This is a genomic window from Nocardioides kongjuensis (assembly GCF_013409625.1).
GTDB lineage: Bacteria > Actinomycetota > Actinomycetes > Propionibacteriales > Nocardioidaceae > Nocardioides > Nocardioides kongjuensis.
The window spans coordinates 2,490,069-2,513,108 of record NZ_JACCBF010000001.1; the positions used below are offsets into that span (position 1 = coordinate 2,490,069).

General features: G+C 72.5%; 23 protein-coding genes. 12 read left to right on the forward strand and 11 right to left on the reverse strand.

From position 1 onward, the window contains the following. Positions 1–42: 42 nt before the first annotated feature. The 3 genes from BJ958_RS11930 to BJ958_RS11940 are packed head-to-tail and all read left to right on the forward strand — an operon-like array spanning position 43 to position 4,184. A complete protein-coding gene (locus BJ958_RS11930) occupies positions 43–1,227 on the forward strand; it encodes a family 43 glycosylhydrolase (protein WP_179727029.1) in 1,185 nt (394 codons plus the stop codon). Positions 1,228–1,266: 39 nt separating this feature from the next. Further along, positions 1,267–2,637: a peptidoglycan-binding protein gene (locus BJ958_RS29035; RefSeq protein ID WP_179727030.1), complete on the forward strand. Its 1,371-nt coding sequence runs from the start codon at positions 1,267–1,269 to the stop codon at positions 2,635–2,637. Further along, positions 2,634–4,184, forward strand: coding sequence for a twin-arginine translocation signal domain-containing protein (locus tag BJ958_RS11940; protein WP_179727031.1), 1,551 nt, complete (start codon positions 2,634–2,636; stop codon positions 4,182–4,184). The genes BJ958_RS29035 and BJ958_RS11940 overlap by 4 nt, the downstream gene beginning before the upstream one ends. A gap of 10 nt (positions 4,185–4,194) precedes the next feature. Here the strand turns inward: BJ958_RS11940 and BJ958_RS11945 are convergent, their stop codons facing one another. The 6 genes from BJ958_RS11945 to BJ958_RS11970 all read right to left on the reverse strand — a co-directional run bounded on the left by BJ958_RS11945 (position 4,195) and on the right by BJ958_RS11970 (position 11,331). Next, on the reverse strand, positions 4,195–5,088 hold the full coding sequence (locus tag BJ958_RS11945) for an alpha/beta hydrolase (RefSeq protein ID WP_179727032.1): 894 nt from the start codon (positions 5,086–5,088) through the stop codon (positions 4,195–4,197). 20 nt (positions 5,089–5,108) lie between these two features. After that, a complete protein-coding gene (locus BJ958_RS11950) occupies positions 5,109–5,999 on the reverse strand; it encodes a GNAT family N-acetyltransferase (RefSeq protein ID WP_179727033.1) in 891 nt (296 codons plus the stop codon). 46 nt (positions 6,000–6,045) lie between these two features. Next, complete coding sequence (metG, locus tag BJ958_RS11955; RefSeq protein ID WP_179727034.1) at positions 6,046–7,845, reverse strand: methionine--tRNA ligase; 1,800 nt, start codon at positions 7,843–7,845, stop codon at positions 6,046–6,048. Between the two features lie 35 nt (positions 7,846–7,880). After that, positions 7,881–9,086, reverse strand: a complete 1,206-nt coding sequence (locus BJ958_RS11960) for an N-acetylmuramoyl-L-alanine amidase (protein WP_179727035.1) — start codon at positions 9,084–9,086, stop codon at positions 7,881–7,883. A 125-nt stretch (positions 9,087–9,211) separates the two neighbouring features. Then, entirely contained in the window at positions 9,212–9,847 is a 636-nt protein-coding gene (locus tag BJ958_RS11965) for a mycothiol-dependent nitroreductase Rv2466c family protein (protein ID WP_179727036.1), read from the reverse strand. A gap of 62 nt (positions 9,848–9,909) precedes the next feature. Next, positions 9,910–11,331 carry a CHAP domain-containing protein gene (locus tag BJ958_RS11970; RefSeq protein ID WP_179727037.1) on the reverse strand — a complete coding sequence of 474 codons (1,422 nt, stop codon included), beginning with the start codon at positions 11,329–11,331 and terminating at the stop codon, positions 9,910–9,912. Between the two features lie 162 nt (positions 11,332–11,493). On the opposite strand from BJ958_RS11970, the gene pepN reads away from it, so the two are divergent. Then, positions 11,494–14,076, forward strand: coding sequence for an aminopeptidase N (gene pepN, locus BJ958_RS11975; protein WP_179727038.1), 2,583 nt, complete (start codon positions 11,494–11,496; stop codon positions 14,074–14,076). Between the two features lie 84 nt (positions 14,077–14,160). On the opposite strand, the gene BJ958_RS11980 is transcribed toward pepN, so the two are convergent. Then, positions 14,161–14,520: a TPM domain-containing protein gene (locus tag BJ958_RS11980; RefSeq protein WP_179727039.1), complete on the reverse strand. Its 360-nt coding sequence runs from the start codon at positions 14,518–14,520 to the stop codon at positions 14,161–14,163. A gap of 9 nt (positions 14,521–14,529) precedes the next feature. After that, entirely contained in the window at positions 14,530–14,910 is a 381-nt protein-coding gene (locus tag BJ958_RS11985) for a hypothetical protein (RefSeq protein ID WP_179727040.1), read from the reverse strand. A gap of 83 nt (positions 14,911–14,993) precedes the next feature. Here BJ958_RS11985 and BJ958_RS11990 point away from each other — a divergent pair, with 83 nt between their 5' ends. The 5 genes from BJ958_RS11990 (at position 14,994) to BJ958_RS12010 (ending at position 18,635) form a co-directional block, all read left to right on the forward strand. Further along, positions 14,994–16,013, forward strand: a complete 1,020-nt coding sequence (locus BJ958_RS11990) for a mechanosensitive ion channel family protein (RefSeq protein WP_179727041.1) — start codon at positions 14,994–14,996, stop codon at positions 16,011–16,013. An 8-nt stretch (positions 16,014–16,021) separates the two neighbouring features. After that, a complete protein-coding gene (locus BJ958_RS11995) occupies positions 16,022–16,414 on the forward strand; it encodes a globin (protein WP_343052655.1) in 393 nt (130 codons plus the stop codon). Positions 16,415–16,508: 94 nt separating this feature from the next. After that, on the forward strand, positions 16,509–17,189 hold the full coding sequence (locus BJ958_RS12000; protein ID WP_179727043.1) for a hypothetical protein: 681 nt from the start codon (positions 16,509–16,511) through the stop codon (positions 17,187–17,189). Between the two features lie 90 nt (positions 17,190–17,279). Beyond that, a complete protein-coding gene (locus BJ958_RS12005; protein WP_179727044.1) occupies positions 17,280–17,828 on the forward strand; it encodes a sigma-70 family RNA polymerase sigma factor in 549 nt (182 codons plus the stop codon). A gap of 21 nt (positions 17,829–17,849) precedes the next feature. Beyond that, positions 17,850–18,635, forward strand: coding sequence for an enoyl-CoA hydratase/isomerase family protein (locus BJ958_RS12010; protein WP_179727045.1), 786 nt, complete (start codon positions 17,850–17,852; stop codon positions 18,633–18,635). A gap of 9 nt (positions 18,636–18,644) precedes the next feature. Here the strand turns inward: BJ958_RS12010 and BJ958_RS12015 are convergent, their stop codons facing one another. Then, complete coding sequence (locus BJ958_RS12015; protein WP_218865720.1) at positions 18,645–19,550, reverse strand: acyl-CoA thioesterase; 906 nt, start codon at positions 19,548–19,550, stop codon at positions 18,645–18,647. Between the two features lie 141 nt (positions 19,551–19,691). Here BJ958_RS12015 and BJ958_RS12020 point away from each other — a divergent pair, with 141 nt between their 5' ends. The 3 genes from BJ958_RS12020 (at position 19,692) to BJ958_RS12030 (ending at position 22,152) form a co-directional block, all read left to right on the forward strand. After that, positions 19,692–20,906 carry an acetyl-CoA C-acetyltransferase gene (locus tag BJ958_RS12020; RefSeq protein WP_179727046.1) on the forward strand — a complete coding sequence of 405 codons (1,215 nt, stop codon included), beginning with the start codon at positions 19,692–19,694 and terminating at the stop codon, positions 20,904–20,906. A gap of 147 nt (positions 20,907–21,053) precedes the next feature. After that, positions 21,054–21,623: a GNAT family N-acetyltransferase gene (locus tag BJ958_RS12025; protein WP_179727047.1), complete on the forward strand. Its 570-nt coding sequence runs from the start codon at positions 21,054–21,056 to the stop codon at positions 21,621–21,623. Between the two features lie 4 nt (positions 21,624–21,627). Beyond that, a complete protein-coding gene (locus BJ958_RS12030) occupies positions 21,628–22,152 on the forward strand; it encodes a MarR family transcriptional regulator (RefSeq protein ID WP_273520629.1) in 525 nt (174 codons plus the stop codon). A 12-nt stretch (positions 22,153–22,164) separates the two neighbouring features. Here BJ958_RS12030 and crcB read toward each other — a convergent pair whose 3' ends face one another. Both crcB and BJ958_RS12040 read right to left on the reverse strand, forming a co-directional pair. Continuing rightward, positions 22,165–22,524, reverse strand: a complete 360-nt coding sequence (gene crcB / locus BJ958_RS12035) for a fluoride efflux transporter CrcB (protein ID WP_179727048.1) — start codon at positions 22,522–22,524, stop codon at positions 22,165–22,167. Further along, positions 22,521–23,009 (reverse strand): CrcB family protein, encoded by a 489-nt coding sequence (locus BJ958_RS12040; protein ID WP_179727049.1) that lies wholly within the window; start codon positions 23,007–23,009, stop codon positions 22,521–22,523. Before BJ958_RS12040 ends, crcB begins: the two co-directional genes overlap by 4 nt. Positions 23,010–23,040: the final 31 nt, after the last annotated feature.

Consider the following 23,040-nt stretch of genomic DNA (forward strand, 5'->3'; position numbering starts at 1 on the left):
TCGGTCGAAGTCTAGGGTGTGGGCCGCGGGAGGGAGGAAAGCGTGCGAGCTCGGCGACTGGCCGCGGTGGTGGTGGCCGCGACACTGGCGCTGTCGGCGTGCTCGGCCGCCGGCGACGACTCGCCCACGGCGGGACCGACCTCCACCGCGGCACCGCTCATCCCCGAGGCGAGCGAGCTGCCCACCGCGCTGCCCAGCGACGTACTGGCCGGCGAGATGCAGGACCTGGCCAAGCTCGCCGAGCGGCTGGCCCAGCAGCTCCCGGCGCAACGGCGGCCCGAACCGGTCCGGATCACGGGCAGCAGCACCCGGTGGCAGCCGGGGGCGGCGTACCGCGGGGTGTTCGCGGATCCCGACATCGTCCGGCACGACGGTCGCTGGTACGCCTACGCCACCAACACCTCGCACCTGCGGCTTCCGGTGCTGACCTCCCGCGACCTCTCCACCTGGACGCCGCTGGCCACCAGCGGCGGCGGTCGGGTCGACCCGATCGAGGTCGGCGGCTGGGTGCGCAGCAGCGACGGCGGCCGCGACCTGTGGGCGCCCGGCGTCGACAAGGTCGGCAACGGCTGGACGGCGGCGTACGCGGCGCCGGCGGGCACCCAGGGCGGCCAGCGGCACAACTGCATCGGGCTGACCCGCGCTCCCTCGCCCGCCGGCCCGTTCCGGCCGGTCGGCGAGCCGATCTGCTACGGCGAGGCCCAGCTCGGTGTCATCGACCCCGACGTGTTCGTCGACGAGCACGGCGTCCCGTGGCTGCTGTGGAAGTTCTCCGGCGTCGTGAACCGCCGTCCGGCCGGGCTGTTCATCCGCCAGCTCAACGCCGACGGCACCGGCTTCGCGGACGGCTCGCAGACCCGGGAGCTGCTCACCCTGGACCGGCCGTGGGAGGGCAACACGATCGAGAACCCGAGCATGGTGCAGTTCCGCGGGGTGACCTACCTCTTCTACTCCGGCAACTCCTGGGAGCGGGCCGACTACGCGACCGGCTACGCGATCTGCGCCGGGCCGGAGGGACCGTGCGTGCGCCAGAACCACGGCGACCCGCTGCTCTCGACCGCCTCCACCGGCCGCCTCGGCCCCGGCGGGGCGTCGGCGTTCGTCGACCACAAGTCGCTGCGGGTGGTCTACCACGCCTGGGACCAGGTCGGCCGGACCCGGCAGCTGCACGTCGCGAGCCTGTGGCAGCGCGACGACGGCACCCTCGAGGTCCTCGACCCCGGCTGACCCGCAGGTGGACCGGTCTAGTCCAGACACACTGCATCCGTGGAGATCCAGCACGAGCTCGCCGAGCTCTCCCGCACCGCCGGCCCGCAGGTCTTCGACGAGGCGGAGCCGTTCCGCGCCGCCGTCGACGACTTCCTCACCTCCGACAGCGTCACGACCGGGGAGCTGAACCTGCTCGTCGACGCCGTGCGGCTGCGCGGCTTCGCCCGGTTGACCGAGATGCTCGACCGGGGCGCCGCCCCCGCGGCAGCACTGGACGCCGCGGCCGAGCAGCTCGCCCGCGACCGCGGTACGACGGAGGTCGCCGGGGCGGGCTGGGCGCTCGCCGTGCTGGGCTTCGCCGTGGGCCGGGTCGGCGAGGACCAGGTCCGGGTCCGCCGGGCCGCGATGATCGCCGGACCGGGATCGGTGCCCGCTCCACCTTCCGCTCCACCTCCCGCTCCGGCCGCCCTGACGCTGCCCGCGCAGCAGCTCGCCCCGCCGCAGCCGCAGCCCGCAGCCACCCTCCCGCCGCCGCCTCCGGTCGCAGCGCAGCCCGTGGCGCCGCTGCCCCTGCGGGCGCAGCCGCTCCCGGTCCTCCCGCCGCTGCCGCGACGGCGGGGCCGTACCGGCCTGGTCGTCGGACTCGTCGCGCTCGTGGTCCTGGTGCTCGCGGCCGGAGGAGCCGGGGTCGCCGTGCTCCTCCACGCGCTCAGCAGCGACGACGGGCCCACGACCGCCCGCTCCGGCCCGGGCACCTCGACGCCCACCTCGTCCGCGACCGGCGACGGCACCGGGGACAGCGACGTGCCGACCGACTCCGGCGACGGCGCGGACGATCCGCTCGGCATCGGCTACCCGCACCGCGACCTCGCGTGCGGCAGCGGCTTCATCGTGGTCCTCACCTCCTCCGAGGGGCCCTCCCCCGCCGCGACCGCCGGCGAGGCCCTCGACCGCTTCCCGCGGGCCGGGGGACGCGCCTACCTCGAGCCCGGGCAGTCGTGCCCCAACCTGAGCAACCTCACGAACAAGGTGAACCTCTCGGTCGTGCCCTACCTGGGCCCGTTCCCGGACGCGGTCGGCGCCTGCGAGGCGCGGATGGCCTCGACCGACACGACGACCTACGTGATCGGCGTCGCCGAGGACGCGACGGCGGCGACCTACTGCGCGTGCTCGTACGACGCGGCCGACCTCCCGCCGCTCAACGACGTCGACGACGCCGACCCCGTCGGCAACGACCGGTTCTGGACCCTGGAGCTGCAGTACATGCTCTGGGAGGCCGGCTACAACCCCGACAAGCTGGTGCCCGGGCGCTACGGCGAGCGGACGGTCGCCTTCGTCCGCGCCCTGCAGGCCGACCACGACCTCACCACGACCGGCGCGCTCGACGCCGCCACCTGGACCGCCCTGCAGGACCGGGTCTGCCCGTGAGGAGCGGACCCGACCGGATCGACCGGCGGGGCTTCCTCGGCACGCTCGCAGTGGCGACGGTCGTCTCGGCGTGCGGAACCGGCGCTCCCGCCGGGCCCGGACCGGGCCCGACGTCGGGCCCGCCCAACGTGCCCCTGACGGTTCCCCCCTCTCCTGCAGGCACCGCCACCGCCGCTCGCCCACGCCGCTCGCTGCTGGACGTGCGCTTCGCCGAGGCGCACCGCTCCCACCCCGTCGAGCTGGTGGCTCCCGGCTTCGTCCTCGTCGACCTCGTCGTCGGCGACCGGGTCGCGGGCGAGTCCCGCGAGGAGGTGGCGCTGCCCGCGCCGTTCGTCGGGATCGAGGTCGAGGTGGACGACCCCGGCGACGCCACCCTCGTCGCCGGCCTCACGTCCGCCGACCGGCGGACCGGGGTGCACGTGGCGCTCGACCCGCACCGGGGCGAGGCCGAGCTCGTGCTGGTCGTCGAGGGCCGCGCGTCGTCGTTGGCCAGCGAGCGGGTGAGCCTGCCCGGCGCTGCGTTCACGCTCGGCTTCGTGCTGTGCGAGAACCGGGCGACCGCGTTCGTCCGGTCCGGGAAGGGCGGGTGGCAGGTGCTGGTCTCGGGGCGGTCGGGGATCGCCGACCGGCTCGACCTCCGCGACCCGCGGACCCTGGCCACGATGGGCGCACACTGGGGAGCACGCTGGGGCGCCTGCCGGGTCTCCCGGGTCCGCGCAGGGCTGTTCGGCATGACCGGCCTTCGCGATCCCCACCTCGTGCAGCACGCCGACGGCCGCCCGTACGTCGAGGGCGGGCGGCACTTCGTCACCTGGACCTGCGCCGGGCCGGGCTTCTTCCAGCAGGCGCACTGGGGTGTGTTCGCCCTCGATCCCGCCGACCCGGCGGCGATGGAGCAGGTCGCACAGATCTACACGCGGCGTGACGGCCTGCTGCTGGGCGACCACGCCGGGCAGCTGGTCCGCGACGGCGACCGGTGGCTGGTCGCGAACACGTCGTGGGGCGACTTCGACGGCTCGGGGGTGCACGTCCGGGCCACGACGAGCACGGCCGACCTGCTGCACGGCGTCCACGTCATCGAGACGACCCCCGTGGCCCTGCCCACCGACCTCGACACCTGGGACCCCTCGCTGACCCGCATCGACGGGGCCTGGCAGTGGGCGTACGTCGAGAGCCCCTCCCAGTCGCCGTTCGACTTCCACCCCGCGCTGGCGCGCACCGGTGCGGCCGACCCGTTCACCGCGCTCACCGCGGTCGCATCGGACCGCGGCCGGCACCAGACCGAGGGCACCGTCCTGGTCCGCGACACCGACCGCTGGCTGCTGCTGGCGAGCGACGGCGACGCCCGGGAGTACCCGGTCTACGACCTCCGGTTGCGCCGCGTCGGGCGCCTGGCTGCGCCGTACGGCTCCAACATCCCGCACCCGCAGGTCCTCGTCGGCGACGACGGCCGCTGGCTGATGGTCACCTTCGACGGCACGAACCCGTTCGCCGACCGGCTGGGGTACGGCGGGCACGGCGACGTCGTCGTGCTCCGCGAGCGTTGAGCCGGGCGGCTCAGCGGGCCCGGCGCCGCAGCAGCATCCGCATCCAGCCGGCCACCTGCCACATGGTCGGCTCGGCCGCGTCGAAGACGTCGGCGTGCCGCCAGTAGCCGTGCACCTGCCCGAGGTAGCGGGTGCCGACCACCTCGACGCCGGCCTCGGCGAGGCGGAGCACGAGGTGCTCGCCCTCGTCGCGCAGCGGGTCGTGCTCGGCGGTGGTGACCAGGGTCGGGGGCAGGGTGCCGAGGGCGTCGGAGAGGAGCGGGGCCAGGTCGGGGTGCTCGAGGTCCGCCGGGGTGGCGGCGTACTGCTGCCAGTACCAGGCCGCCTCCGCGGGCTCGAAGCCGTCGGCAGCGGTCCGGTAGGAGTCGAAGGATGCGCTCGGGTCGAGGAACGGGTAGACGAGCGCGACGCCCGTGAACCGACCGGGGTGGCGCAGCGCGGCGACCAGGGCGAGGTTGCCGCCTGCGCTGTCTCCGTGCACGAAGGTCTGCAGTCCGGCCAGGTCGGGGTGGTCGTCGAGCCAGCGCACCGCGGCGGACAGGTCGTCGGGCGCCGCGGGGAACGGGTGCTCGGGTGGACGCCGGTAGTCGACGCTGAGCACCGCCACCCCGGAGATGTCGGCGAAGCGCCGCACGGCCGCGTCGTGGACCTCGATGTCGTTGAGCACGAACCCGCCGCCGTGCGCGTGGACGACCACGGCGTCGTAGCCCTCCGGGAGGTAGAGCCGGGCCGGTACGCCGCCGGCGTCGACGTCGCGCACCTCGGCGACGTCCGGCCGTGGCTGGGTGGCTGCGGCGGCACGGGCGCGCTCGCGCTCGGCGGCGATGTCGAAGGCGGGGTCGGTGACGGCGAGCTCGCCGGCGGCGTTGGCGACCGCGGCGCGAGCCTGGGGGTGGAGGGCCATGCCCGCACCCTAGGGAAGCCTCAGACGATGTCGATGCGCACGGTGTCGACGACCGGTTCGTAGCCGAGCGCCTGGTAGAGCGCGTTCGAGGTCGGGTTGGCCTGGTCGGTGAACAGGATGACCCGGTCGCCGCGCTCGCGCAGCAGCCGCGACACCTCGGCGACGGCGGCAGCCGCCCAGCCCCGGCGGCGCTCCTCCTTCGGCGTGTAGACCGGGCCGATCCGGCTGACGCCGTAGGCGGGCGGGTTGGCGCCGATCAGGTGCACCGCCCGGCCCTCGGCGTCCTCCCAGAACCAGAGCACCTCCTCGGCGAGCTTGCGCCGGACGTCGTCGATGTCGAACGCCGCGGCCTCGCCGTCGTGCCCCGCGAGGCGGCCGGCCTGCTCGTCGGCGTCGGCGAAGAACTGCTGGACCCAGGCGAGGGCGTGCTCGGCCTCGTCCGCACGAACGGGGCGCAGCCGTCCCGGGACCGGACGCGGCGCGACGAGGGTGCCGAGCTCGAACAGCCGGTGGTGCACGCCGTTGACGACCTGCCGGCCCGTCCGGTGTGCGATCGCCGCAGCGAACAGGTCGGCCGCGGGCCGCAGCCCGGTGGCTCCCCCGATGTCCTCCCCGCGCGCGAGCACCGCGGCCGACAGCGCCGCAACCGCGTCGTCGGGCATCGCGAGCAGGTAGACGGGGTGGGGCGGGAAGGGCGCCGTCCGCATCGCGATCCCGGAGATCGCGCCGTCGGGACCGGTGACCACCGCGAACCAGCAGTGGGCCAGGCTACCGCGGCCGCTGTCGCGGATCCGCTGGGCGATCGTCGTCACGACGGTGCCGGTCACCGGGTCGTGGGCGAGGTGCTCGCCCGACCGGGCGAGGAACTCCCCCGCGTCCTCGGTGAACCAGACGTCGTACCCGCTGCTCATGGGCTGATCGTCGTCGCCGGGCAGCGCCCGGACAACCGGGTTTCCGTCAGCCGTCGAGCCGGGCCAGCTCCTCCTCGACCACCGTCGGGTCGAGCTTGACGAAGACCGGGGTGGGCTTGGCGACCGCGCGCCCGACCTCGACCGGGTGCCGCTCCCAGGACGGGAAGCCGGTGTAGTCGCCGGTGATGATCGGGTAGCTCCGCTCGGCGTCGTCGAGGTCGGTGACGTCCTCGATGGCCGGCATCGGGGCGATCTCACCGGCGCCGCCGAGTGCCTTGTCCACCTCGTTGGCCGAGAACGGCAGGAACGGGCTGAGCACCAGGTTGAGGTCGGCGACGCACTGCGCCATCACGTGCAGGATCGTGGCGAGCCGCTCCGGGTCGTCCTTGATCTTCCACGGCTCGGAGTCGGAGACGTACTTGTTGACGTCGGCGACCGCACGCATCGCCTCGCCGATCGCCTGCTTCTGCCGGTGCCGGCCGATCAGGTCGCCGACCGTGCCGAACGCGGCCTCGGTGACGGCCAGGACGGCCTCGTCCTCGGCGGACAGCGGGCCGGCGGCGGGGATCTCGCCGAAGTTCTTGGCGATCAGGTTCGCGGTCCGGTTGACCAGGTTGCCCCAGCCGGCGACCAGCTCGTCGTTGGTGCGACGCACGAACTCGGCCCAGGTGAAGTCGGAGTCCTGGCTCTCCGGGCCCGCGGCGGCGACGAAGTAGCGGAAGGCGTCGGGCTGGTAGCGCGCGAGCAGGTCGCGCACGTAGATGACGACCTTCTTCGACGAGGAGAACTTCTTGCCCTCCATCGTCAAGAACTCACTCGAGACGACCTCGGTGGGGAGGTTGAGCTCGCCGTACTGACGCGGCTTGCCGCCCTTGTCGCCCTTGCCTGCGTACGCCAGCAGCTCGGCCGGCCAGATCTGGGAGTGGAAGGTGATGTTGTCCTTGCCCATGAAGTAGTAGGACAGCGCACCCTCGGCGCCCGTGTCGTTCCACCAAGCGCGCCAGGCCTCGGGGTCCCCGGAGCGGCGGGCCCACTCGATCGAGGCGGACAGGTAGCCGATCACGGCGTCGAACCAGACGTAGAGCTTCTTGGTCGGGTTGTCCTGCCAGCCCTCGAGCGGGACCGCGATGCCCCAGTCGATGTCGCGCGTCATGGCGCGGGGGCGGATCTCCTTGAGGATGTTCTTGGAGAACCGGATGACGTTGGGCCGCCACAGGCCGGTGGCCTCGCGCTCGTCGAGCCAGGCCTGCAGCGCGTCGGCCAGCGCCGGGAGGTCGAGGAAGAAGTGCTGGGTCTCGATGAACTCCGGCGTCTCGCCGTTGATCTTCGAGCGCGGGTCGATGAGGTCGTGCGGGTCCAGCTGGTTGCCGCAGTTGTCGCACTGGTCGCCGCGCGCTCCGTCGTACCCGCAGATCGGGCAGGTGCCCTCGATGTAGCGGTCCGGCAGGGTCCGGCCGGTGGAGGGCGAGATGGCGCCGTAGGTCGTCTGCTCGACGAAGTAGCCGTTCTCGTAGACGCCGAGGAACATCTCCTGCACCACGGCGTGGTGGTTGCGCGTGGTGGTGCGCGTGTAGAGGTCGTAGCTGATGCCGAGGCCGACCAGGTCCTCCACGATCAGCCGGTGGTTCTTGTCGGCCAGCTCCTGCGGGGTCAGCCCGGCCTCGTCGGCGGCGATCAGGATCGGCGTGCCGTGCTCGTCGGAGCCGGAGACCATGAGGACGTCGTTGCCCGCCATGCGCTGGTACCGGCTGAAGACGTCGGACGGTACGCCGAACCCGGCCACGTGGCCGATGTGGCGGGGGCCGTTCGCGTAGGGCCAGGCGACAGCGGAGAGGACATGCGTCATGTCCTGAATCCTAGGGTCGCCGGGTTCCCGCCTCCTCAGCGGCGGGACTTCTTGATCCGGCGAGCCGTGCGCAGGCGGATGTCGGGGAGCGCGTCGTACAGGAGCTGGCCGGGGCACTCGGTGTCGTTGGTGTCGCGGTGGCCGTCGATCACGGGCAGGGTGACCCACGTGCCCTTCGGGTGGAGGTCGCTGCCGTGCGAGAGCACCAGCGTGGTCGCCAGCGGGTCACGGTGGTACTTCTTCAGCTTCCACGCGGCGATCTTGGCGACTCCGGCCAGCACCTCCGGCGTGGGCGCGACCTCCTGGTAGCTGCCGAGCACGGCGATCCCGACCGAGGTGTGGTTGAAGCCGAGGGTGTGGGCGCCGCGGGTGTCGCGCTCGCCGTCGGCGCCGCGGCGGCCCGCCCAGATCCGGCCGAACCGGTCGACGAAGTAGTTGTAGCCCACGTCGGACCAGCCGAGGGTCCTCGTGTGGTAGCGGTAGATCGCCCGCAGGATCTTCGGGACCTCACGCCTGCGGTAGTCGTTGCCCGTCGCGGTGTGGTGCACGTGGACCTGCTCCACGGTCCTGACCCGCTTCACCTTGCCCGTGGCCAGGCGCGGGTTGGCGTGCCAGGCCCGGCGGCTGCGGATCCTCGGGCGCAGCGAGCGGTGCCGCTCGGGGCGGGCGTCCACCGTGTCGTGGGGGTCGTGGGGGTCGTGGGGGTCGCCGGCGTGGTCGAGGGGGTGGTCGCCGGGGTCGACCAGGGTGAGCACCGCTCGCTCGACGGCGCCGGTCACCTCGACCTGGACGCCGTCGCTGTCGCCGACCCACAGCGGCTCCGTGCCGGCGCGCGTACGCCGGGCCTCGGCGGTGCCGCGGTCGGGCAGGTCGCGCAGCGTCGGGACACTGCGCCACGGACCCCAGGCGCCACCGGCCCCGCGGACGCGGACGCGCACCTGCCCGGCGCCGGCGGCCCAGGTGACCCCGAGCAGCGCGAACCGGTCGGTGCTCTGCGCGGCCGTGCGCAGCACGGCGCCCCGTGCAGCCACCCGGGGGTCCGGGGTCAGCGCGACGTCGAGCGCCGCGCCGACCCCGCCCTCGTCAGGCCGCAGCCGCAGCCTGCCGCCGGCCTTCGCCGGGGCTGCCGCTGGGACTGCGGCGGCCGGGCCGGCTGTCAGGCCGACCAGGGGCAGCACCGCGGCGGCGGCTCCGAGCGTGGCGAGGTCGCGGCGGCGCAGGGACGGGTCCGAGAGGTTCATGCCACCCGAGCATGCGCCATCGACGGGAGGCGAGGGAAGCGGCTGGCCCGCGTGTCGCCGATCGCCCGCATCGCGTCACACCAGCCCCAACCGCGCCAGCAGTGAGGCAGTTCATGCAGCCCCCGTCAGGAGAAGTCGAGGTCGCCGGTCCGCGTCCGCTTGAGCTCGTAGAAGTACGGGAAGGACGCGACGGCGACGCACCCGTCCCACAACCGCCCGGCCTCCTCGCCCCGCGGGATCTTCGAGAGCACCGGGCCGAAGAAGGCGGCGCCGTCGATGTGGATGGTGGGCGTGCCCACGTCGTCGCCGACGGCGTCCATGCCCTCGTGGTGCGAGGCCGCGACCTTCTCGTCGTACGACGAGTCGGTGGCCGCCCGGACCAGCTCGGCGTCGAGGCCGACCTCGTCGAGCACCTCGGCGATGAGCGCGAGACCGCCGTCGGGCTGCTCGTGCAGCTTGCGGCCCTCGAGGTGGATCCGCTGGCCGAAGGCGTCGTAGAGCGGGCGGAGGACCTTGTCGCCGTACTGCTCCTGCGCGGCGACGAGCACCCGCACCGGCCCCCAGGCCGGGGCGAGCATCTCGCGGTAGGCGTCGGGGATGTCCCGGTCCTTGTTGAGGTAGGCGAGGCTCATGACGTGCCAGCGGACCTCGATGTCACGGACCTGCTCGACCTCGAGGATCCATCGCGAGGAGATCCAGGCGAACGGGCACAGCGGGTCGAACCAGAAGTCGGCGACGTGGGGGGTGGATTTCTCGGCCATGGTTCGCCAACCTACGCGGCGCCACCTACATTCCCGCGGCACTCCCGGGCCGGCGACGCCGGTCAGCCGACCTGGACGGTCCCGACCACCTTCGGCGCCGCCGGTACGACGCTCGAGCCCAGGTAGCGGACCCGCACCTTCTTCGTCCCGCGCGACATCGGCACCTTCACCTTCACGACGCCGTCGCTCAGCCTCACCTCGCGCTGCCAGGAGCCGATCCGCACCAGGACCTTGCCCGTGACCGGCAGCTTCCCCACCGCGCTCACGCGCACCCGGACGATCGCGCGACCGCGGGCCGGCTTGGTCGTCAAGGTGACGACGGCTGGGCTGGTCACCTTCCCGGGGGCGGACAGGGTCTCGACGGCCGGCGCGTACTGGGCCTTGGTGCCGCTCACCTGGACGCTGACGAGCCTGCCGACGTCCTCGGCGGCGAGCTGGTAGGTCGCCGCGGTGGCCCCGGCGATGGCCACGCCGTCACGCAGCCACTGGTACGCCGGCACGGCGTCGGGCTGGTCGTAGGTCCCGGGTGTGGCCGTCAGCACCTGGCCGAGGGCCGGCGTACCGCTCAGCGTGGCGGGCGTGGCCGGGTGGACCATGCCCGCGAGGACCGGGCCGAGCGTGTAGAACGGCGAGACGTAGGTGGTGTAGCCGTCCGCCTTCGCCACCACCCGCATGCTGAGGGTCTTGCCGACCAGGTCGGGGGTCAGCGCGAGGTCGGGCGTGACGATCTCGCCGATCCGCACCCCGTCGGCGAACCAGCGCCACCGGTTCTCGGCCGGCGTCGGCGACCAGCCGCCGGCGGTGGCGGTCACCGTCGTGTTGACGACGAGCGGTGCGGCCACGGTCGGGGTCGCGGTCTGGGTGAAGACGTTCTCGGTCGGCGTCGGTGTCGGGGTCGGCGTGGGGTTGGGCGTCGGAGCGGCCCGGTCGACGAAGTGGATGAAGCCGGTCGGCCACCGTCCGCTCGAGCGCGTGATCGAGCGCCAGTGGAAGGTGCCGCCCCAGGCGTCCTCGGAGACGATGATCTCGTCGGCCGACACCACGCGCTCGACGTACGCGACGTGACCCGCGGATCCCGCGCCGTTGGAGTACTTGCCCCACCAGGCGATGGCGCCGACGTTCGGCGTCTGGTCGGTGATGGAGGCCATGTAGAGGCCCCAGTGGCTGGCGTTGCCCTCACCTGTCCACGGCCGTGTGTTCGCCATGCCGGCCTGGATCATCCGGTAGGCGGCGTAGTTGGTGCAGTTGTGGCCGGAGTACATCCGCCAGTACATCGTGCCGTTCGCGGCGCCGTAGCCGGCGTCGGAGTAGCCGGCCGCAACGCAGGCGGCGTAACCGCTGCAGAGGTAGGTCGTGCCGGCCGATGGGAGGAACGGCTCCCGCACGGGTGCCGACGAGGGCCCGGCGAGGACGAGGTAGGACGCCAGCATCGCACTGGCGGCAGTGGTGGTCCCCCAGCGCGCGGCCCGGCCTGGTGTGCGCATGCCGAACACCATCGGGCACAACTGCCCCAGAACGCAACAAAAACCTCGAAAATCTCTCCAGTCACCGGCGTGTCGCGTTGACGAAAGTGAATTACAGCGTTGTAGTTCGCCCCCCTCGCTGCGATTGTCGGACAACTTCGTCCGGATGCAAGGATGACTGCCATGCCCGGCACCAACCTCACCCGCGACGAGGCGGCTACCCGCGCCGCCCTCGTCGACGTGACGTCCTACGTGATCGACCTCGACCTCTCCGCAGCGACGCAGGAGGGCGTGGAGACCTTCGGGTCCACCACCACGCTGACCTTCTCCTGCCGCCAGCCCGGATCGGCCACCTTCGCCGACCTGGTCGACGCGACGATCCACGAGATCACCCTCAACGGCGCTCCGCTCGACCCCGCCACGGCGTACGTCGACAGCCGGATCGCGCTGCCCGACCTGCAGGCCGAGAACGTGCTCGTCGTCAAGGCCGAGTGCACCTACTCGCACACCGGCGAGGGTCTCCACCACTTCGTGGACCCGGCCGACGGCAAGGTCTACCTCTACTCGCAGTTCGAGGTCCCCGACGCCCGCCGCGTCTACACGACCTTCGAGCAGCCCGACCTCAAGGCGCCGTTCACGTTCAACGTGACCGCTCCCGCGCACTGGAAGGTCGTCTCGAACGCCGCGACCCCCGAGCCCACCCCGGTCTCCGACGGTGTCGCGGTCTGGAACTTCCCCGCGACCAAGCCGATGTCGACCTACATCACCGCGGTCGTCGCCGGTGACTACCACGAGGTGCAGGACGTCTACGAGGGCGCCCACGGCACCATCCCGCTCGGCCACTACTGCCGCCAGTCGCTCAAGGAGTACCTCGAGCGCGACCGCGAGGAGATCGTCACCCTGACCAAGCAGGGCTTCGCGTTCTTCGAGGAGGCCTTCGGCTACCCGTACCCGTTCGGCAAGTACGACCAGCTCTACGTGCCGGAGTACAACATGGGCGCGATGGAGAACGCCGGTTGCGTGACCCTGCGCGACGAGTACCTCCCCCGCTCGCGCCAGCCGCGCTCGTTCTACGAGTTCCGCGCCTCGGTCATCCTGCACGAGATGGCCCACATGTGGTTCGGCGACCTCGTGACCATGAAGTGGTGGGACGACCTGTGGCTCAACGAGTCGTTCGCCGAGTGGGCCTGCTACCACGCCGAGGCCCTCGCCACGTCGTACGACGACGCCTGGACCGGCTTCACCAACGCCCGCAAGCAGACCGGCTACCGCGCCGACTCGCTGCCCTCGACGCACCCGATCGCGGCCGACAACGTCGACCTGCACGCGGTCGAGGTCAACTTCGACATGATCACCTACGCCAAGGGCGCGGCGGTGCTCAAGCAGCTCGTCGCCTGGGTCGGCCTCGACCCGTTCCTGGCCGGGCTCAAGCAGTACTTCCACGACCACGCGTTCGGCAACACGGAGTTCTCTGACCTGCTGACGGCGCTCGAGAAGGCGTCCGGGCGCGAGCTGACCGGCTGGGCCCAGGAGTGGCTGCAGACCGCCGGCACCAACACCCTCTCCCCCAGCTTCGAGCTCGCCGCCGACGGCACCTACGCGTCCTTCGCGATCGACCAGGCCGCGCCGGCCGACCACCCGACGCTGCGCCGGCACCGGGTCGGCATCGGCTTCTACAACAGCTCGCAGGAGGGCCGCCTGGTCCGCACCGACTACGTCGAGGTCGACGTAGTCGGTGCGCGCACCGAGCTGGCCGACCTGGTCGGCAAGGCGCAGCCCGAGCTGTTGCTGCTCAACGACCAGGACCTGGCGTTCGCCAAGATCCGCCTCGACGAGCGCTCGCAGGCCACCGCGATCGCCCGCCTGTCCGACCTCGACGACTCGCTGGCCCGCGCGCTGGTCTGGAGCGCCGCCTGGGACATGACCCGCGACGCCGAGCTGTCGGCCACCGACTTCGTCGAGCTCGTCCTCGGCAACATCGGCCAGGAGACCGACGCCTGGGGCGTGAGCCGGATCCCCGTCTACGCCGCCCAGGCGGTCGCCCTCTACAGCGACCCGGCGCGTCGTCCCGAGCTCGCGGCGCGGTGGGAGCAGGGCCTGCGCGGCCTGCTCGCCGCGGCCGAGCCCGGCACCGACCACCAGCTGACCTTCGCGCGCGGGTACGCCGCGGCGGCCAGCAGCGAGGGCGCGATCGCCGAGGTCGAGGCGATCCTCGACGGCTCGCTGACCTTCGAGGGCCTCGCCGTCGACCAGGACCTGCGTTGGGCGCTGCTCACCGCACTGGCCCGCGTCGGCCGGGCAGACGACGCCCGCATCGACACCGAGCTGGCGCAGGACAACACCATCTCCGGCCAGGAGAAGTCCGCCGCCGCCCGCGCCGCCCAGGGCACCGCCGAGGCCAAGGAGCGGGCCTGGACCCAGGCGCTGCTCGACCCGTCGGTCCCCAACGAGACCCAGCGCAGCGTCGTGCTCGCGTTCTGGCAGGCCGGCCAGGAGGCCGTGCTCGCGCCGTACGTCGAGCGCTACCTCGCCGAGGTCGCCGGCGCCTGGGACCGCCTCGGCAGCCACAAGGCCTCGGTCGCGCTGGAGCACATCTTCCCGCGCCTGATCGCCACGCAGGCCACGCTGGACGCCGTCGACGCCTGGCTGGCCGCCAACGCCGACGCGGTCAACCCCGGCGCCATCCGCTACGTGCGCGAGGGCCGTGCCGATGTCGCCCGGGCGATCGCCGCGCAGGCCTGCGACGCCGACAAGCTCGTCGAGTAGCAGCGAGCGGCGTATCGAGACGTCTCATCAGCGTCTCGATACGCCCTCGGCTAGCGCCTCGGGCTACTCGACGAGCTCAGCGGGTCAGTCCTTGGCGAGCTCGCCCAGCAGCTCGATGCCGCGGGTCAGGCCACCGGCCAGGTCGCCCGCGGCGAAGCGCTCGGTCATCGCGGCGACCACCTGCGCCGACTCCTCGTCGGTGAAGCGCTCGCGGGCGTGGCCGCCGGTGACGACCTCGACGACACGGCGGTCGGGGTCGACCATGATCAGGATGCTGCGCGAGGGCAGCACGAGGGTGTTGTGCAGGCTGGTGGCGAAGTCGCGGGGCTGGCCGCTCGCAGCGCCGACGAAGACCGAGATCTCGGCGCGGCACAGCTGCTCGGCGTTGCGGATCGTGACGTCGAGGGCGGCCCGCTGGGACGCCGTCAGGGCGGTGGTGCTCATGGCCGCGGACTACCAGCTGCCGCCGGCGCCGCCGGCCTTGGAGTCGTCGGAGTCGGGAGCGGCGAGCTCACCGGCCGCCTTCCGCGGCCCGCCGAGCCACTGGTTCTCCGGCTCGAGCGCGTCGAGGCTGAGGTCCTCGCCGCGGGCCAGGGCCGGGGCGACGAAGAGCAGGGTGATGACCACGAAGACCAGCAGCGGGACGCCGCCGAGGTAGAGCCAGGCGTGGAGCACGTCGATGTCGGGCTTGGCCTGCCAGCTGGACGCGCCGTTGCCGACGCGCGGCTCCGGGGTGTCGGCCGATGCGGAGCCCGCTCCGGCGACGACGAGCAGGGCGCTCACCCCGACGAGGGAGCACACGGCGAGCAGGCGGCGTACGGCAGTGCTGGTCACGAGCGGCATGCTATCGGCTCCCGCTCCCGCGTGCCCCAGTGGTGTCGGCACGCGGTCTCAGGCCGCTTTGGGACACTGGGCGGATGCCAGTCCTCCCTCTGTCGATCGCTGCCCCGACCAGTCCGTGCGCCGACGGCGAGACGGTCTGCGACCTGACCTGGGACGTCACCGGGAACCGCCGTCTCGCGGAGTGGTCCGACGTCATCATCGGCAAGCCGCTCGCGATCATCGGCCTGGTCCTGCTCGGCATCGTGGCCCGCTGGCTGCTCCACCGGGTGGTCGACCGGATCGCACGGCGGGCCGAGCGGGGCGTGCTGCCCGAGCGGGTCGAGAGCGCCGTGACCGCCCGGCGCAAGCAGCGGGCGGCGACGATGGCCGGCGTCCTGAAGAGCATCATCACGTTCGTCGTGGTGGCCATCGTCGGCACGATGGTGCTCAGCGAGGTCGGCGTCGACATCGCGCCCATCATCGCCAGCGCCGGCATCATCGGCATCGCGCTGGGCTTCGGCGCCCAGTCGCTGGTCAAGGACTTCCTCGCCGGCATCTTCATCTTCATCGAGGACCAGTACGGCGTCGGCGACGTCGTCGACGTGGGCGATGCCAGCGGCACGGTCGAGGCGGTGACCCTGCGGATGACCAGGCTGCGCGACATCGAGGGCACGGTCTGGTACGTCCCCAACGGCGAGATCGTGCGGGTCGGCAACAAGAGCCAGAACTGGTCGCGTGCCGTGGTCGACGTGCGGGTCGGGTACGACGAGGACCTGGCCCGCGTGCAGCGGATCCTGCGCGAGGTCGCCCACGACCTGTGGGAGGACGACGAGTACAGCCACGTCGTGATCGAGGAGCCCGAGGTGACCGGCGTCGAGCTGATGGAGCCCGACTCGGTCACGATCCGGGTGATGGTCAAGACCGCACCCCTCGAGCAGTGGGGCGTGGCGCGGGCGCTGCGCCAGCGGATCAAGGCGCGCTTCGACCACGAGGGCATCAAGGTCCCCTTCGCCCAGCGCGTGGTCTGGCACCGCGAGGACCGCGACCGCGACGCCCAGCAGGAGAAGCAGAGGGACGGGGCCGCCCGCAGCGGCAGCACCGCCGACGAGGGATGATGGGCGACGTGACCACGGGGAGCGACGAGACGAGCTTCTACGACGAGATCGGCGGCTTCGAGACCTTCCGCCGGATCGTCGCGACCTTCTACGAGGGCGTGGCCGCCGACGAGGTGCTGCGCCCGATGTACCCCGAGGCGGACCTCGGGCCGGCCGAGGAGCGCTTCCTGCTGTTCCTCGTCCAGTACTGGGGCGGCCCGACGACGTACTCGGAGAACCGCGGCCACCCGCGACTGCGGATGCGGCACGCGCCGTTCGCGGTCGACGTCGAGGCGCGCGACCGCTGGCTCGGCCACTTCCGGGCGGGGCTGGACAGCGTGGGCCTCACGCCCGAGCAGGACGCGCGGTTCTGGGAGTACGTCACCCACGCGGCGACGTTCATGGTGAACACACCGGGTTGAGATTCTTTTCGAGGCCGATGTAACACCGGGACGGGGCGGCGACATGTTCCCGTTGAGAGCAGTCCCGCTTCGTCCCCCACGAGCAGAGCAGGCCATGACCCCCGAACGCGCCACCGAGCGGCTCCGCGTCGACGTCCCGACGCTCGAGCCCGACCCGGCGTTCCTCGGCATGCTCGCCCACCTGAGTGCGACGTCGCAGGCAGCCCTCCCCCGATCGACTCGGTCGGCCGGATTCCGCCTGGTGCTCGCGACCGGCTCCGTAGCCGTCATCGCGGCCGCCACCTGGGCAGCGGGCGTTCCCACCGTCGGAGGTGTCCCACACACCCCCGCCGACAGCCCCACCCGGATCGGACCGTCCGGCACGCCGAGTCCCGGAGACGTCGGAACCCCACACTCCGACGTAACCACCACGCCCGGCAGCCCCCTGTCCCCGGGGCTGCCGGGCGGCTCCACGTCCCCCTCGTCCGAGCGCGCCGTCGATCCGGGCGAGGCCGACGAGGGGAAGGGCCGCGGCGACCAGGGAGGCGGCGGCCGGGCCAACGGCCACGAGAAGGGCAAGCACAAGGCGTCCAAGGGCAAGGCCAAGGCCAAGGGGCACCACAAGGACAAGGCCCAGGGGAAGGCCAAGGGCCACGAGCGGGAGCCGGGGGTGGGCGACGCGCCCCGGGGCCCGCTCGACGACGTCCTCGGCAACCTCGTGAACGCCCCGGACGGCGTGACCGACGGCGACCGGCACGACGACCGGCAGGACGACCGGGACCGACCGACGCACTGACCGCGAGGAAATGTCCCGCTTCTGGCTCGCAGCCGGGACAATGGGACGCGTGGTCCGGGGCAAGGTCCGGGCCACGCCAGAACAACAGGGGTGGGGACACGTCCGGTGCGGGCCGACGACGAGCTCGTCACTGCCGCGAAGAGCGGTGACGCCGCAGCGTGGCGCGAGCTCTATCGCGACCACGCCGGTCGGCTGCTGCTGTGGCTCGAGGCCCGCTCCTCCCCCGGCGGCGAGGCGCCCGACGACATCGCCGCCGCGACCTGGCTGGTCGCGGCCGAGCGGATCGCCGACTTCCACGGCAGCGGCTCGGACTTCGGCGGCTGGCTGTTCGGCATCGCCCGCAAGCACAGGGCCAACGCCGGGCGTCGTACGGCGACCCGGGCCAAGGGCTTCGACACCCTGGCCGCCGACGCCGAGCAGAGCGTCGCCGGCCCCGAGACCGGCATCCTCGCCGACGAGTGGGTACGCCAGGCGCTGGCAGGCCTGCCGCCCCGCGAGCGCGACGTCATCGCGTGCACCGAGGTCCTCGACCTCGACGTGGGCTCGACGGCCGCCGCGCTCGGCATGACGGCCGTGGCCGTGCGGGTGGCCCGGCACCGCGGCCTCAAGCGGCTGCGCGCCCACCTGTCGTCTGAGTAGAACAGGTTCTATTCTGGTCGCATGACGCTGCTCGTGGCCGACGACCGCCGGGTCCGCACCCTCACCCTGGACCGCCCGGAGGCGCTCAACGCCTTCAACGAGGAGCTGTACGACGCCACGGCCGACGCGCTCCTCGCCGCAGCGCAGGACCCCGACGTCGCGGTGGTGCTGCTGACCGGGTCCGGGCGCGCGTTCAGCGCCGGCACCGACCTGCTCGAGATGCACAAGATCGCCACCGACCCCGACTTCCCGCGCGGCAGGCACGGGTTCATCGGCCTCATCGACGCACTGGTCGACTTCCCGAAGCCGCTCGTGGTCGCGGTCAACGGGCTCGGCCTCGGCATCGGCGCGACGATCCTCGGGTTCGCGGACCTGGGCTTCATGGCCGACGGGGCCCGGCTCAAGTGCCCGTTCACCTCGCTCGGCGTCGCGCCGGAGGCGGCGTCGTCGTACCTCTTCCCGGCGCTGGTCGGCCGCCAGAACGCCGCCTGGGCCCTGCTGTCCTCGGAGTGGATCAGCGCGTCCGAGGCCCGCGAGATGGGCCTGGTCAAGCAGGTGTGCGCGCCCGAGGACCTGCTCACCACCGCCCGCCGGCACGCCGAGGCGCTCGCCGCCAAGCCGATCTCGTCGCTGGTCGCCGTGAAGCGGACCATGACCGAGCCGCACCGCGACGCGATCCGCGCGGCCCGGGACCGTGAGAACGCCGCCTTCGCCGAGCTCATGGGCGGCCCGGCCAACCTCGAGGCACTGGCCGCCTTCGCCGAGGGGCGCGAGCCGGACTTCACCCGGCTGCCGCCGGGCTGGTGACCGGGACGCTCAGGCCGTGACCATGTCGCCGAGCACGTCGATCATCGCCTCGCGGAAGCCGTCGACCGGGGTGAGCGAGCGCTGGGTCTCGGTGTCGAAGAAGACCAGCACGACCTTCGAGCGCGCCAGCACCGCGCCCTCCCCCGACCCGCCGGTGCCGTCGGTGATCTCCGACTCGAGCACCATCGACTTGGTGCCGACGTGGGAGACGACCGACCAGCAGTCGTAGGGCTGGGGTCGCAGCACGATCGGGGCGACGTACTCCACATCGGCCTGCGCGATCACGCTGGCGATCCGCGGGAACTCCTTCAGGCCCTGCCGCAGCCGGCCGAGGGAGGCGATCCGCGCCTCCTGGAAGAACTCGAAGTACTTCACGTTGTTCACGTGTCGGTAGATGTCGAGGTCGGAGAAGCGGACCTGCACGGCGTGGTGTGCGGCCCGGTCGCGGGGCACGTCGACGAGCACGGGGCGTGAGCGGACCTCGCCGAGCTCGGCGTACGGCGCCAGCGCGTTGCGTTCCTGCTCGTCGAGGCGCCGCGGCTGACCGGTCGCGAGCACGAACGGTGCGAGCACGGTGCGGGCACGCAGGTAGAGCGTGCGGGTGCCGTCGGGCTGCTCCTCGAAGATCTCGTGGTCGAGGGTGAAGCTCGCCGTGCGGATCTCGCTGACCCACGACTCGATCGACACCGCCTGGAACCGGAACCGCAGCGGGGCGCGGAAGGTGACCTCGTGTCGTCGTACGACGTAGGCGTCGTTGTGGTGGTGCTCGACGCCGGCAGCGGCCCGGCAGGCGTGCAGCAGCGCGCCGCGCGCCTCCTGGAGGTAGTCGACGTACTTCACGTTGTTGACGTGGTTCAGCTGGTCGATGTCACCCCAGCGAAGGGGGCAGTCGTAGCGGTGCCGCACCTCCGTCATGCTTCCAGACCCGGCGGCCGCGTGGGGCGGGGCTCCGCATGCAGGGACGGCGTTGTGGCGTCCGCCACGACCGGAACAGGTTGCAGTTGCTGGCCACTACGCTGTGCGCGTTCTGCCTCTCACCTGCACCGAGGAGTCTCCATGCCCGAGGCCGTGATCGTTTCCGCTGCTCGTACGCCGATCGGGCGTGCCAACAAGGGCTCGCTCAAGGACTTCCGCCCCGACGACCTGACCGCGTTCATCGCGCAGGCCGCGCTCGACAAGATCCCCGCCCTCGACCCGAAGGACGTCGACGACTTCTACCTCGGTGTCGGCCTGCCCGGCGGCGAGGCGGGCAACAACATGGCCCGGATCGTCACCACGCTCATGGGCACCGAGATCCCCGGCGCCACCATCACCCGCTACTGCTCCTCGTCGGTGCAGACCTCGCGGATGGCCTTCCACGCGATCAAGGCCGGCGAGGGCGACGTGTTCATCTCCGCCGGCGTCGAGACGGTCTCGCGCTTCCAGTTCGGCACCTCCGACCACATCCCGAACACCAAGAACCCGCTCTTCGCCGACGCCCAGCAGCGCACCGAGAAGTACGCCGAGGGCGGCCAGGTGTGGCACGACCCGCGCGAGGACGGCCTGCTGCCCGACATCTACATCGCGATGGGCCAGACCGCCGAGAACGTCGCGAGCATCCGCGGCCTCAAGCGCGAGGACCTCGACCACTTCGGCGTCCGCTCGCAGAACCTCGCCGAGAAGGCCATCGCCGACGGCTTCTGGGAGCGCGAGATCACCCCGGTGACCCTCGCAGACGGCACCGTCGTCAGCGCGGACGACGGCCCCCGCGCCGGCGTCACCTACGAGGCCCTCTCCGAGCTCAAGCCGGTCTTCCGCCCCGACGGCGTGGTCACGGCGGGCAACTGCTGCGCGCTCAACGACGGCGCTGCCGCGGTCGTGATCATGTCCGACACCAAGGCCGCCGAGCTCGGCCTGACGCCGCTCGCCCGGATCGTGTCGACCGGCGTCTCCGGCCTCTCCCCCGAGATCATGGGCCTGGGCCCGGTGGAGGCGACCCGCAACGCCCTGCGCAACGCCAACATGACCATCGACGACATCGACCTCGCCGAGATCAACGAGGCCTTCGCCGCGCAGGTGCTGCCGTCCGCCGAGGACCTGGGCATCCCGATCGAGAAGCTCAACGTCAACGGTGGCGCCATCGCGGTCGGCCACCCCTTCGGCATGACCGGCGCCCGCCTGCAGAACACGCTGATCAACTCGCTGCAGTGGCACGACAAGTCCACCGGCCTGATCACCATGTGCGTCGGTGGCGGCCAGGGCATGGCGATGATCCTCGAGCGCCTCAGCTGATCCACCGACCCGGCACGAAGTAGCCCGGGATCCGCGCCGACCCGGCAGAAAGTGACCCTCCTGCGGCCATTTTCTGCCGGGTCGGCGTCATTTGCGAGCCAGCTCGAGCCGGGTCGGCGTCGGTGGGCAGCCGTAGGGTCAGGTCGCATGAGCATCGACGTGCGGCCCGCGGCCGTCTTCGAGGACGTCAAGGCACTGATCGGGCCCAAGCGCCCCGACGCCAGCGTGTGCTGGTGCCTGAGCTACCGGATCCCGTCGACGCTCAACAACGCGATGCGTGGGCACGAACGCGGCGAGTACGTCGCCCGGCTGCTCGAGGAGGGGCCGCTGGGCGTGCTCGCCTACGACGGCGACACCCCCGTCGGCTGGGCCGCGATCGCACCCCGCTCCGCAACGACCTTCGCCCGCAACCGCAAGATCCCCCACGTCGACGACCTGCCGGTGTGGTCGCTGTGGTGCATCCGGGTGCGGCCCGGCCACCGCGGCCGTGGCATCTCCCACGACCTCATCGAGGGCGCGGTCGCCTTCGCGCGTGAGCAGGGTGCGCCCGCGGTCGAGGCGTACCCGCTCGACAACGGCGGCGCGAAGGTCGACCTGACGATGGCGTACGCCGGGCTGCGCGCCAACTTCGAGGCCGCCGGCTTCCGCCACGCCGCCGACACCACCTCGGTGCTGAGTGGACACCCTCGGGTGCTGATGCGGCGGGACCTAGACTGACGCGGTGAGCGACACGGTGACGGACCAGGACGCGACGCCAGCGTCGGCCGGCCACGAGCCGCGCTGGCTGGACCAGGACCAGCAACGGACCTGGCGCTCGTTCCTGCTCGGCACCACCCTGCTCCTCGACCGCCTCGACGAGGACCTGCGGCGCGAGCACGGGTTGTCCGCGGTCGAGTACGAGATCCTGGTCCGCCTCTCGGAGGCCGGAGGCACGCTGCGGATGGCCCAGCTCGCCGCCGCCCTCGCCCACAGCCGCAGCCGGGTGACCCACACCGTCAAGCGGATGGAGAACGCCGGCCTGGTCGTGCGCGAGGAGTCCCCCGAGGACGGCCGCGGCGTCGACTGCCGGCTCACCGACAGCGGCCTCGACATGCTCCGCACGGCGGCGCCCGACCACGTCGAGACCGTCCGACGCTCGCTGGTCGACCTCGTCGACCCCGAGGACCTCCAGGCGCTGGGGCGGGTCATGAACGCCGTCTGCGACCAGCTCATCTGCGCGCACCCGGAGCGCGAGCTCCGGCACTGACCCGGCGCAGCCTCACCACGAGGCGGTCAGCGCGAAGCCGGCGAAGGCCGCCCCGACGCCACCGAGGAGCGTGATCGCCAGGTTCCCGAACGCGGCCCCGGCGGCCCGGTCCTCGACCAGCCGCACGGTCTCGAAGGCGAAGGTGCTGAACGTCGTGAACGCGCCGCAGAAGCCGGTGCCGAGCAGGAGCAGGAGGTCGGCGTCGGCCGCGCTGCCGTACAGGCCGCCGAGCAGGAAGGCACCGGACAGGTTGATCGTCAACGTCCCCCACGGGATCAGCGCCGTGTGGCGCGACTGGACGAACCGGTCGAGCAGGTACCGCGCCGGTGCCCCGAGGGCCGCGCCCACGCACACCAACAGCCAGGCCGTCACGAGCGCGCCTCCTCGTCGGCCGTCGAGCGCACCGCCAGCCGGGCCAGCCCCAGGCCGGCCACGACCGCCACGAGCGCCGTGGCGGTGCTGCCGAGCAGGTAGGCCAGCGCCAGCCCCGGATGAGGATCGGCGCCGGCCAGCAGGTCCCGGACCTGCACGGCGTACGTCGAGAACGTGGTGAACCCGCCGAGCACCCCCACCCCCGCGAACGGGCGCAGCAGCGGGTGGGCTGCGCGGGTCTCCTGCACCACGACCATCAGCGCTCCCAGGAGCAGCGAGCCGACCGCGTTGGTCACGAAGGTCGCCCAGGGGAAGCCGCCGGCCGGTGTCGGCCAGGCCAGCTCGAGCCCGTGGCGCGCGGCCGCGCCGATCACACCGCCCAGGGCGATCGCCGCGAGCGTCGCGTGGTGGGCGGACAGCTCGACGCGCTGGTCGGCGGAGCCGAGGTCGACATCGGGATCGACGGGCTCGTGGTGGTGCGTCACGGGTGACCTACCTTCGTCGGGCCCCGGGCAG

Bases quoted from the DNA above. Each gene is read 5' to 3' on its own strand.
- BJ958_RS11945 (WP_179727032.1), bottom strand. From the start codon at position 5,088: ATGGCCCTCCACCCCCAGGCTCGCGCCGCGGTCGCCAACGCCGCCGGC.
- BJ958_RS11950 (WP_179727033.1), bottom strand. From the start codon at position 5,999: ATGAGCAGCGGGTACGACGTCTGGTTCACCGAGGACGCGGGGGAGTTC.
- metG (WP_179727034.1), bottom strand. From the start codon at position 7,845: ATGACGCATGTCCTCTCCGCTGTCGCCTGGCCCTACGCGAACGGCCCC.
- BJ958_RS11960 (WP_179727035.1), bottom strand. From the start codon at position 9,086: ATGAACCTCTCGGACCCGTCCCTGCGCCGCCGCGACCTCGCCACGCTC.
- BJ958_RS11965 (WP_179727036.1), bottom strand. From the start codon at position 9,847: ATGGCCGAGAAATCCACCCCCCACGTCGCCGACTTCTGGTTCGACCCG.
- BJ958_RS11970 (WP_179727037.1), bottom strand. From the start codon at position 11,331: ATGCGCACACCAGGCCGGGCCGCGCGCTGGGGGACCACCACTGCCGCC.
- pepN (WP_179727038.1), top strand. From the start codon at position 11,494: ATGCCCGGCACCAACCTCACCCGCGACGAGGCGGCTACCCGCGCCGCC.
- BJ958_RS11980 (WP_179727039.1), bottom strand. From the start codon at position 14,520: ATGAGCACCACCGCCCTGACGGCGTCCCAGCGGGCCGCCCTCGACGTC.
- BJ958_RS11990 (WP_179727041.1), top strand. From the start codon at position 14,994: ATGCCAGTCCTCCCTCTGTCGATCGCTGCCCCGACCAGTCCGTGCGCC.
- BJ958_RS12000 (WP_179727043.1), top strand. From the start codon at position 16,509: ATGACCCCCGAACGCGCCACCGAGCGGCTCCGCGTCGACGTCCCGACG.
- BJ958_RS12010 (WP_179727045.1), top strand. From the start codon at position 17,850: ATGACGCTGCTCGTGGCCGACGACCGCCGGGTCCGCACCCTCACCCTG.
- BJ958_RS12015 (WP_218865720.1), bottom strand. From the start codon at position 19,550: ATGACGGAGGTGCGGCACCGCTACGACTGCCCCCTTCGCTGGGGTGAC.
- BJ958_RS12020 (WP_179727046.1), top strand. From the start codon at position 19,692: ATGCCCGAGGCCGTGATCGTTTCCGCTGCTCGTACGCCGATCGGGCGT.
- BJ958_RS12025 (WP_179727047.1), top strand. From the start codon at position 21,054: ATGAGCATCGACGTGCGGCCCGCGGCCGTCTTCGAGGACGTCAAGGCA.